This is a genomic window from Streptomyces sp. NPDC002730 (assembly GCF_042888805.1).
GTDB lineage: Bacteria > Actinomycetota > Actinomycetes > Streptomycetales > Streptomycetaceae > Streptomyces.
The window spans coordinates 729201-736228 of record NZ_JBIAQG010000002.1; the positions used below are offsets into that span (position 1 = coordinate 729201).

General features: G+C 62.5%; 5 protein-coding genes and 1 pseudogene. 2 read left to right on the plus strand and 4 right to left on the minus strand.

Annotated elements, in window-relative coordinates:
- Positions 1-48: 48 nt before the first annotated feature.
- Positions 49-1296, plus strand: coding sequence for an XRE family transcriptional regulator (locus ACFYXH_RS08160; protein ID WP_389561270.1), 1248 nt, complete (start codon positions 49-51; stop codon positions 1294-1296).
- A 74-nt stretch (positions 1297-1370) separates the two neighbouring features.
- Here the strand turns inward: ACFYXH_RS08160 and ACFYXH_RS08165 are convergent, their stop codons facing one another.
- The 3 genes from ACFYXH_RS08165 to ACFYXH_RS08175 form a co-directional block, all read right to left on the minus strand.
- Positions 1371-2198, minus strand: coding sequence for a hypothetical protein (locus ACFYXH_RS08165; RefSeq protein WP_389561271.1), 828 nt, complete (start codon positions 2196-2198; stop codon positions 1371-1373).
- A 168-nt stretch (positions 2199-2366) separates the two neighbouring features.
- Positions 2367-2912: a hypothetical protein gene (locus tag ACFYXH_RS08170; RefSeq protein ID WP_389561272.1), complete on the minus strand. Its 546-nt coding sequence runs from the start codon at positions 2910-2912 to the stop codon at positions 2367-2369.
- Positions 2913-3105: 193 nt separating this feature from the next.
- Positions 3106-5664, minus strand: a complete 2559-nt coding sequence (locus ACFYXH_RS08175) for an NB-ARC domain-containing protein (RefSeq protein WP_389561273.1) — start codon at positions 5662-5664, stop codon at positions 3106-3108.
- A 745-nt stretch (positions 5665-6409) separates the two neighbouring features.
- Between ACFYXH_RS08175 and ACFYXH_RS08180 the strand changes: the two genes are divergently transcribed.
- Positions 6410-6769: a hypothetical protein gene (locus ACFYXH_RS08180; RefSeq protein WP_389561274.1), complete on the plus strand. Its 360-nt coding sequence runs from the start codon at positions 6410-6412 to the stop codon at positions 6767-6769.
- On the opposite strand, the pseudogene ACFYXH_RS08185 reads toward ACFYXH_RS08180, so the two are convergent.
- Positions 6766-7028: pseudogene (locus ACFYXH_RS08185) on the minus strand (RNA helicase); the annotation flags it as partial. The gene ACFYXH_RS08180 and the pseudogene ACFYXH_RS08185 sit on opposite strands and share 4 nt — an antisense overlap.

The window sequence follows — 7028 nt, forward strand, 5'->3', positions numbered from 1 at the left end:
CCCCGCCTCACGGAGCAGACTCGCAGCACGGCACCCGAAGGAGGGCGAATGAGCGACGACAGGCCCGCATGGGCACGGCGCATCACAGCCGAGCGAGCTGCACGCGACTGGTCACAGCGTGACGCTGTCCGAGCGCTGCGGGCCCACGCTCCGACTGAGCTGCCTGCGGACGAGAGCATGATCCGTCAGTGGAAGCGCTGGGAGTCCGGCTCTCTCCCCAGCGAGTTCTACCGACCGATCATCGCGGCAACATTCGGCACGGTCACGCACGCACTCTTCCCCGCTCCCGGTCGGCGAGACGGTGAACGCGAAATTCTCGCCGCAAGTGGCATGGAGACGCTAGAGATCGTCAGTCGCCTGAACCGCTCCGACGTCGACGGCGCCACCCTCGATGCGCTGCGGATCACGACGGACCGGCTCTGCTCCGAGTACCCGTTCATGCCGAGCGAGCAGCTGCTCATCGAGGGCCGGCAGTGGCTGCGCCGTGTCGTCGACCTCCATTCGAAGAGCCTCACCCTCGCCCAGCACCGTGAGGTGCTCGCCCTCTCCGGCTGGCTCGCCCTCCTGGTCGGCTGCGTCGAGTACGACTCCGGCGACCGCCACGCGGCAGAGTCCACCCGGCGGGCTGCACTCTCTTTAGCCACAGAGTCGGACCATGCAGAGATCGCGGGTTGGGCGCACGAGATGCGGGCTTGGTTCGCACTGACGACCGGCGACTACCGCGGCGTGGTCGCTGCTGCACAAGCCGGTGCCGAGACGGCAGCCAACCACAGCGTCGCCGTGCAGCTCGCTGCCCAGGAAGCAAAGGCTTGGGCGCGACTGGGCGACCGCCGCCAGGTCGAGGTCGCTCTCGACAGAGGCCGGCGCCTCCTTGAAGGCCTCCCCCACCCGGAGAATCTCGACAACCACTTCGTCGTCGACCCGGCAAAGTTCGACTTCTACGCGATGGATTGCTACCGCCTGGTCGGAGAGGACAAGCTCGCCCGCACCCTGGCGGACGAAGTCCTGCGCGCTGGCACTGACTTCGACGGCACGGAGCGCTCCCCCATGCGAAACGCGGAGGCCCGGGTCACTCTCGGCGTCACCGCGGCCCGCGAGGGCGACCTCGAACAGGCCCTCATTCACGGGGAACGGGCCCTCCAAGGCGACCGCCAATCGGTCCCGTCGCTCATCATGACCAGTCGCGAACTGGCCGCAGTCATGCGCGATCGATACAGCCAAGAGCCCGCTGCCCTCGACTACCTGAACAAGCTGCAGGAGCTCGGGCGAGCCAAGCCCGGCTTCCTCCCTGGGTAGGGACTTCCCGGGCGGGGAATCCCGGAGAACTCTGCGATGCCAGCAAGTATCTGCCGAAGTTGTCCAGCCGCCAATCACGGCCCCAGGTGGCTTCTGCGACGCAGATCGAAGTAGCGAAACGCCTCGTGCAGCATCGTCACGGAACGGTCGGTCACCCAGTACGTGACCTTCGCGTTGGTGGAGAGCCGTAGCAGCTTCGTTTTGCCGTCATCGCTGACTTCTTCTCGTTCGAGCATGCTTAACGAGCCGTGGAGGTCCCCGTGTGCGAGTGAGCTGCATGCACTCCAGACGACCTGCGCCTGATCTGAGCCCAGTGGCGTACTGGCCCCCGCTGCCCGAACCATGTGGGTCGGAAGCGCACCGCGGATAAGTCGCTTGCGGATCTCGCCCTCGCTAAGGTTCAGGCCCGCCCCTTGGGCGAGCAGCGCCAGCTGCTGCATCCGGGCATCGAAAGACCTGGCTGGCGTCTGCCCCAGGAGCTGCATTGTGCGGTCCGATGCCTTGTGGTCCGCGGCCTGCAAGGCGAGCCTGCGTTCTACCCGCTCCAGGCGGCTGGAAGGGCTCAATATCCACACAGTGCGCGCGCTGTTCTCGAAGGCACCTCGAAGCAGCGATGCCTGGCCGTGCGTGTGCAAGGTGAGGGCTATCTCCCGTTTACCCACCTTCTCCACCAGCGAGCGACGCAAGCAGTGAAGGTGATCAACCGCGACGGTCAGCGCCTGCCAGGCGCTGTGGGACACGTGGTACGGGTCGGTTCTCGCGTCGTCGCCAGCCAGGGCGCTGCCAGGTTGGACGAGCCAGGCGTCGGATCGGGACTGGGTGGGCTCCTCGTACTGCCTTGCCAGCTCGAGGAGCCTGAGGGTCGCGCGAAGGTAGCCGTCTTCTACATCCGTACCAGTCATGTGGGGAGGATATTGACCCACTTGACGCGCAACCACCGAATTGCCGCACCGACTGCCACCTTCCCCCGATGCGGACAGTGGGGAGGCCGGCATGACGCAAGGCGGGCAGCAGCAGCCTGGTGCCCCCGACGTCGCACAAGCCTTGCGCGCCCGCCCGTTACAGCGCCTTCAGAAGACGCCCTTCGCACGGAGCAGCCACTCACGCCGAAATCCGGCCGCTCCCGAGAACAGCGACGCGAAATGCCGAAGAGCGGCATACGCGTCGCGTCGGTTCTCCTGCGACTGGTTCGGATCCACAAGCGGTCCGCATCGTTCCACGATCCGTGTCAGGCACTTCTTCGGACCGTCGTGGTCCACCTGCTCCGACCAACCGGCACACTGCTGCGTCACGAATCCCAGCAGATCGGGCCAGTCGTCGTTGGCCTGGTCTCCGACGTCACGCGCGTGTCCCATGGCATAGCCGGTGAGTTGGAGTTGCTGTGCAAGGGTCCTTACGCCGGCCACCGTCCGGCGGACGCCGTGGGGAACAGCATCGAGGTCGAGGACCTCGAGCGCGTCAACCGTCACCTGCACAGCACCTGAGAATGGTCCGTCGCTGATGTACATGAGCTGATGCTGGTGAAACCGACCAGCGGCCCTCAGCGCTTGCTCGAACTCTTCGCGGATGGCTTGGTCGCCGAAGAGGTCCGCCGTTCTATCGGGCATCCTGAACACGGCTGTCTCCCTAGGCCCCGCGCCGGTTATGGGGAACCATCGCCCAACGCGGCAGGCACCCACAAGCCTTCATGAAGTGCCGCGGATCACATTCTGTCATCCAGTCCCCGCGCGTGAGGGCGCGCAAAGGCCCGAGGCTCAGACTTCCCTCAGCTGACCTTCCGGCCTGCACACGCCGAGTAGGTATGGCGCCCTACCCCAACCACCGGAGATTGGCAGCACGCGGCCCTCGCAAATCTTGCTCATCGGGAGCGAAAGCCACGCATGCTCCAGCCCCAAGGTTCGGCCATTCAACGTCAAGGAGCAGGTCGCTCAGATGAAAGAAATAATCCTGCCCCCATGAACGAATGAAACCGAAGAGTTTGTCTTGACGCATGTTGGCAACGGTCCCAATTCGCCGATTAATCAGATGTGGAGATATCGAGCGAAGGCGATCCTTCAGGCGCGCGCAGAGATTCTCAAGACTCGTCAAGAGAAACTCCTCGTCCAGCTTCCGGATCAACCCTTCACCAATGTCGAGCAATTGAATAATCCTATCACCCGTCTCCTCCGCAAGCATTTCCACACGTGCAGACTCAACCAATTCTACAGCTGCTTCAATGAGCTCAACAGCCGCCTCAAACTGCAGACAATCGATTCTGTTCCGAGTAGCGTAGACAGCCGCCCGAGAGCCCATCGTCAGAGCCACAGACCCGTCGTAAGAATCAGGCCTCAGAGTGATCGCATGTGAAACACTCGACATCGCCGACTCATAATCCCCCAATTGAATATGAGCCCAAGTGATCTGATTAACCACCACGGGTGGAACTTCCGCAAGCACAGCAGCCCTTTGGAGCAGCTGAAGCCCCAATGAAAGGTCCACAGCCTCATCAACCAGGAAAGTCCCGTAGAGATAGTTCAGGGTTGCCGAATCAGGAGCCAATTCATGGGCCCGCTCGTATGCTGCGCGGGCAGCCGTCGTGTCGCGTCGAGCAGTTTGAATGTACGCCTCAACCCTCCACGATTCATGATATCCGGGTGACAGTCTCTGAGCCTCACGGCACGTGACGAGCGCAGAGTCAAATTCTCCACGTTCATAGCTCCTCAGGGCGTCTCGGAGAAGTCTAGCTGTACTGAAATCTCCAGGTCCATGAATGTCTAGCGTCTTGGGGTCATACGGGGAGGCCGTACTTTCCGCCTGCAGCCTCACACCCAATTCCGTAAGTTCACGACTTCGCCCCTCGAACATTTCCCTTTCTATAGACTTGACGGCATGCCGTTTATCCAGATACTGCTTTCCAAAATCCGTTAGTTGATACGTCGTTTCGGATGCCTGATCCATGGAGGCGCCTTGCATCTGAACGAAGTTTGTTGTGATCAATTCCAGCAGGCTCGACTGAATTTCGCCTGCCGTATACCCATTAAGGAACGCCAACTCTGCTTGACTTCGCCGACCAGGAAGCACTTGCATCGACCGAAGAACCGCCCGGCCGTGCTCCGTGAGGTGCCCATAAACGTTGGACATACAGAAGTCGAGAAGCAGGTCATTCTCGTGCAGAAGTTCCTCCGGGCGCTTCCCGGCCTGCACTCCAGCTACAAACCAGCGAATGTATGCCGGGTGCCCCTTCATCGCCTGCACCATCTTGGAAACAACTGGCGGCTGCAGCCCCTGCAAGGCTTCGACATTCCTTACGCGTGCGAGTTTCCGAAGAAGCCGGGTCGAGTCCTCGTTAGAAAGTGGTGCCAGGGATACCGGGTTTTCGATCCCCAAACCAATACGACTTGTGATTATTACCTTACTCCCCATGGGCAGGTCGAGCAGGAAATCACGAAGTCGCTGATCTAGGACAGTCTCCATATTGTCAAGGATCAACAGGACCTTGAAATGCTCAAGGTACGATAGGACCTCCGATACCGGATCCGCAGACTTCTTAGCACTCACGCCGCCCAATTGTTCAGCCGCCGAGGCGAATAGTCCGAGGGAATTTTCGATCGCCCCACTGATCCGCTGGATTTCGTTGACGGTCAGAATGGTGGCCTTCGCGGTAACCCACACGAACGCATCAAAGGGGTTGTTCGGGTCGTCTAGCAGTTCGTACGCAGCCTTCAGTGCGATTGACGTCTTCCCAATCCCACCGTCACCAAGGATCGAAACCACAGGGTACGCCCCCTTGATGGCTTTCTTAATTCGATCCAATTCTCCTCGACGACCGAAGAATCCAGTCTCATCGAACTCAGGAGCCGGCAGGTTATGTTGAGGCGCATTGTCTGGGTCGGAAACGAGGTTGATAGTGAGACCGAGGACATATGCCGGATCCTCTTCTAGTTTCCCGAGAGTCTCGCCTACCCTCGTCCAATGTGTGGCAGCAGACGCATGGATGCTCCTGGACACGTCGTGAACGACGGCAAGATCATCAACTTCCATAGGCCGGGTGTGCGCCACCCGGTTCCTTACTTGCGTAAGTTTTCCTACGTTAGGAGCGAATAGCCGGAGAGAATCTTGCATCCCCTCAGGCAAGCGCCCCTTTATTCCCGACAGGACCTCATAGGCATCAGCAAAGTCGAGGTACGGCACTACGGCCGTCATACTGGGTGGATTTTGCGTCCCCAGATCCCTAACGAGTCGGATTTGAACGCGATCGAAGCGTTCTTCGCCCAATATCGCCTTCGCGTTATCCTTTTCTTCACATGCGCCCACGATGGAAGCGCGCAGATCTTCCTCCAGTGCCGAAAGAAGCGCAAAACAGGTAAGCCGCGTGGCGCTAGAAGTCAAGGAATCCCCCAAAGCCAGCTTGCAACGCACAGGATCCGCCCACTCTAGTGGATTTCATATGATCTGCACCCTGCTCTGCAGAAATGCGCTTTATCGAACTGACGCTCGGCACCGGGATCCACTGGTGGGGCAGGGGGCAAGGGTGCGAAGCGGGTCGCCATGACGGCGAGAGAAGCGGAGCCAGGCTTTCCGGTGGGTGGACGGTGACGAAGTTTCTACAACGTCCCTGCCAGGCCCCAAGCAGCAGGCCAGGGCCACGAGCACCCTGAACAGGCTCACTCTCTTCTAAGCGCTTGGCCGCAGGTTCGAGTCCTGCCGGGGGCGCACAGCCCGCACGACCGACAGACCCTCCACCCCGGAGGGTCTTTTTGCTGATCAAAGGGACCATAGCGAGCGAGGGGTAGCAGACACGTAAGCGCCGGACCGCCCTCCGATGATCATGAGGGTGGTCCAGCGCTGTCCGGCTGTCACCGGGTTTCTGCGGGTGGCCCTGTCGAATACGTGTCGAAGTTTCGCGGGGCTTCAGCTGCCGGCGAGGTGAGGACTTTCTGTCGGGCCGTGCGCCAGGCCCGGCGGATGACGGAGCCTGCGAGCAGGCCGCCAACCGCGCCAAGCGCGGCAGCCCAGGAGGCCGACCACCAGGTTTCAACGAGGAGCGGCACAAGAGCGGCCACGGCGCTGACCGCCGCCCCCTGACAGGGAACCGGTCAGGTCCCACGTGACCGGGCCCTTGCCATCGCCTTCGATGTTCCGGCTGTTGATGCTCAGGTCCGAGCACGAGCCGACCGCCGCCGCCGCCGCCGGGGAGGCGAAGGCGATGCCGCCAGCGAGCACCGTCGCCTACGTGAAGTTCGCGGTGGAGAACGAAGGGCTGCACGAGCTCGGCGCGCAGGCCCGGCGGGCGGCTAGGGACACGGCCATGAGTGCGATCCAGGCTCTCTCCGGTCAGGAGCCGGCCAGCCGCTACAACGAGCTGTCACAAGCCGCACAGGCCTGGGGCCCGTGCGCCCGGCCCTCGGCGAGGAGATGGACCGCGCAGGTCGTGATCTGCCCTGACCAGTACCCGGTGAGGGACCCCGCCCGGGGTCCCTCAGTCGAGTCCTAAGCGGCGCGACGGACCCGTGCGGCCTTCCGGGCCTCGGCGGTCTGGCGGGCCTCGGCGGACCGGCGGGACTCGCTACCGGCGCGGCCGGGCCGACCCGGGCGGGTGCCCCGGCCGCGGAACGGGGCGCCGCCGCGCTTGGGGCGCTCCGTGACCGGTGCGCTGACGGTGACAGGTACACCGGAGGGGGGCTGGGCGCCGGTGATGCGGCTGAGTTCGGCTTCGCCGGAGCGGACGTGGGTGGTGTGCGGGGTGATGCCGG

Coding starts and splice junctions, on each gene's coding strand:
- ACFYXH_RS08160 (WP_389561270.1), top strand. CDS start 49: ATGAGCGACGACAGGCCCGCATGGGCACGGCGCATCACAGCCGAGCGA.
- ACFYXH_RS08165 (WP_389561271.1), bottom strand. CDS start 2,198: ATGACTGGTACGGATGTAGAAGACGGCTACCTTCGCGCGACCCTCAGG.
- ACFYXH_RS08180 (WP_389561274.1), top strand. CDS start 6,410: ATGTTCCGGCTGTTGATGCTCAGGTCCGAGCACGAGCCGACCGCCGCC.